This window comes from Vibrio sp. 10N.286.46.A8, assembly GCF_041470165.1.
Taxonomy (GTDB): domain Bacteria; phylum Pseudomonadota; class Gammaproteobacteria; order Enterobacterales; family Vibrionaceae; genus Vibrio; species Vibrio tasmaniensis_A.
This window is the reverse complement of the sequence record NZ_JBFRLX010000297.1, coordinates 1-2,719: the sequence shown is the minus strand read 5'-3', so window position 1 is coordinate 2,719 and position 2,719 is coordinate 1. Positions and strand designations below refer to the sequence as shown.

Below are 2,719 nucleotides of genomic sequence, written 5' to 3'. Positions count from 1 at the left end.
GTCTTGCAAGGGGAGCCACATTCAAGAAAGCCAAGTCGAGAGACTTGGCTTTTTTTCGTTTGAATAAAAGTTAACGCCATTCAATAACACATCAGTTCAACATTAAATCTTGATCTTCGAGTAAATAGACTACATTCGCCCCTCAATAGAGTAATTGCTCTTACCTCTGTTTATTCATTTGACAGCGAAAAATGTTCTTTTGGGGACTTTTTTTTCTTCGTAAATTTAATCTTCATCATGTTTTGATACCTTTCTGATACCTGCACTACACGACTTAGCTTAAGATTCGTGAATGATACACCATACTTATTATTAGATCGCTGCACGGGGAAATATGAAATTAAAAACGCAAGCTTATTTATTATCAGGCATCATTTTGATTGCCTTGCTCGCACTTACGGCTACAGGTTTATGGACCTTAAGAGTTGCTAGCAACATAGACAACAAAGCTCGCGTGACGGAGCTATTTAAAAGTGCATACAGCATTCTTACTGAAGTCGAAAAAATGGCTATTGATGGCACTCTAGAAGAACAACAAGCCAAACAGCTTGCCACTCGCCTGCTGCGCAACAATATCTATAAAGACAATGAATATGTATATGTTGCTGATGAATATATGACTTTTGTCGCAACACCTTTAGATCCGCAACTACACGGAACCAGCTTTAATGATTTTAAAGATGGCGATGGAAATAGCGTTGGCCAACTTATTCAGCGAGCACTTGGCAATAGAACAGGACAAATAGTCGAGTACACCTGGACACAAAAACTCCCCGACGGAAGCATTGAAGAAAAACTGTCCATCGCAGAAAAAACACCTCATTGGGGTTGGGTTGTAGGTACAGGTATCGGTTTCAATGAAGTCAACGCAAGGTTTTGGTCAACAGCACAATGGCAACTGATTTTATGTTTGGCTATTGCTGGTGTCATTCTTTCAAGCTTGATTATCTCAATTAAACGTATGCTATCGCTACTTGGAGGTGAACCCAAAGACGTAAGAGAAGCAGTACAAGCTGTCGCAGAAGGAAAAATTCAAACATCGTTTGAGACTCAAGCTGAGCAAGGCAGTATCTATCACGCTGTACAACAAATGAGTCAATCACTGGCAGAGTTAGTATCAAACCTTAACTCTTCAATGCTAGCGTTAAGAGGCGAATTACAGCGCGTGGAAGATCGTGCAGGTTCTATCGCTCAACTTACTGAAACTCAGCAACAATCAACTGAAATGATCGCAACAGCAATGACTGAGATGGCGTCTTCAGCAAATAATGTTGCCGATTCAGCTGGCGATACAGCTCGTAACACCGACGAGGCAGACAAACAAAGCCAACATACTCAGCTCCTAATCCACAACACAGTAGATAACATTCAAGGCCTAGCAGGACAATTAGGTACAGCCAGTGAAGCTGTCGCTAACCTAGATAACGACGTAAACAATATTGTTAAGGTATTGGACGTTATAGGTGATATTGCAGAACAAACTAACCTATTAGCACTTAACGCTGCTATTGAGGCTGCGCGAGCGGGTGAACAAGGTCGTGGATTTGCAGTAGTGGCGGATGAGGTACGAAACCTTGCTGGTCGAACGCAATCGAGCACCAAAGAGATTCAGTTAATGATCAATAATCTTCAAGAAGGTTCCCGTAACGCCATTCAAACAATGAATGTGTGTGCGGCAACGAGTGAAAGTACTGTAGCAGAGTCTCAGAATGCCTCTGAAGCGCTACAACAGATTGTGATTGCATTAGAGTCTATATCATCAATGAGCCATCAAATCGCAACAGCAGCCGCTGAGCAGACTCAGGTAAGCGATGATATATCGAAGCGTATCAATATGATTGAAGAAAGTGGCAACCAACTGAGCGATGTCGTAACGGAAAGCCATAACAGTACTCAAACTTTAGCTTCCCTTTCTAACGAATTAGAGACTTGGGTAAATAGGTTTGAAGTAAAACACTAAACTCTCGAGAAAAACCTTTAATATAAAAGCACGTTTTCATACGTGCTTTTTTTATTTCAGCGCTCATTCAAAGCAGTTAACCGTAGTTTTGCCATCTTTTAAGTCATGCTAGACCTAGGTTTTTCTACCCAAACGAACAAAAACAACCCACTAAGTATAGAAAAACATCAAACAATACTTTTTTTGCAATTTAATGTTGACCCAGAACGCGAAAACACGTTTAATACACCTCGTCGCCCGGATAGCTCAGTCGGTAGAGCAGAGGATTGAAAATCCTCGTGTCGGTGGTTCGATTCCGCCTCCGGGCACCACAATTTATTTGTTGGTGTCCTTGACAACAACAGTAAAGCACAAAGAAATATCATGTGCCGACTTAGCTCAGTAGGTAGAGCAACTGACTTGTAATCAGTAGGTCACCAGTTCGACTCCGGTAGTCGGCACCATTTCTTTAAAGCTTTAAGAATAATTCCCCTTTAGTTCAGTTGGTAGAACGGCGGACTGTTAATCCGTATGTCGCAAGTTCAAGTCTTGCAAGGGGAGCCAAGTTAATCATTAAGCGTAAGCTTCTTGATACATGATGCCGACTTAGCTCAGTAGGTAGAGCAACTGACTTGTAATCAGTAGGTCACCAGTTCGATTCCGGTAGTCGGCACCATTCTCTTGATTAGAGATAAAACAATCAATTCCCCTTTAGTTCAGTTGGTAGAACGGCGGACTGTTAATCCGTATGTCGCAAGTTCAAGTCTTGCAAGGGAGCCA

The 2,719-nt window shown here is 41.8% G+C and carries 1 protein-coding gene and 5 tRNA genes; all 6 read left to right on the top strand.

All coding sequences use genetic code 11. The annotated features are described in order from the left end of the window. The first annotated feature begins 334 nt into the window (after window positions 1–334). The 6 genes from AB4232_RS21745 (at window position 335) to AB4232_RS21720 (ending at window position 2,719) form a co-directional block, all read left to right on the top strand. The gene (locus tag AB4232_RS21745; protein WP_371710843.1) at window positions 335–1,960 is read left to right on the top strand and encodes a methyl-accepting chemotaxis protein; all 1,626 of its coding nucleotides are present in this window, start codon (window positions 335–337) and stop codon (window positions 1,958–1,960) included. A gap of 235 nt (window positions 1,961–2,195) precedes the next feature. Continuing rightward, window positions 2,196–2,271 (top strand) — tRNA-Phe (locus AB4232_RS21740). Between the two features lie 56 nt (window positions 2,272–2,327). Next, window positions 2,328–2,403, top strand: a tRNA-Thr gene (locus AB4232_RS21735). Window positions 2,404–2,427: 24 nt separating this feature from the next. Further along, window positions 2,428–2,503, top strand: a tRNA-Asn gene (locus AB4232_RS21730). Between the two features lie 36 nt (window positions 2,504–2,539). After that, window positions 2,540–2,615 (top strand) — tRNA-Thr (locus AB4232_RS21725). Between the two features lie 29 nt (window positions 2,616–2,644). Further along, window positions 2,645–2,719, top strand: a tRNA-Asn gene (locus tag AB4232_RS21720).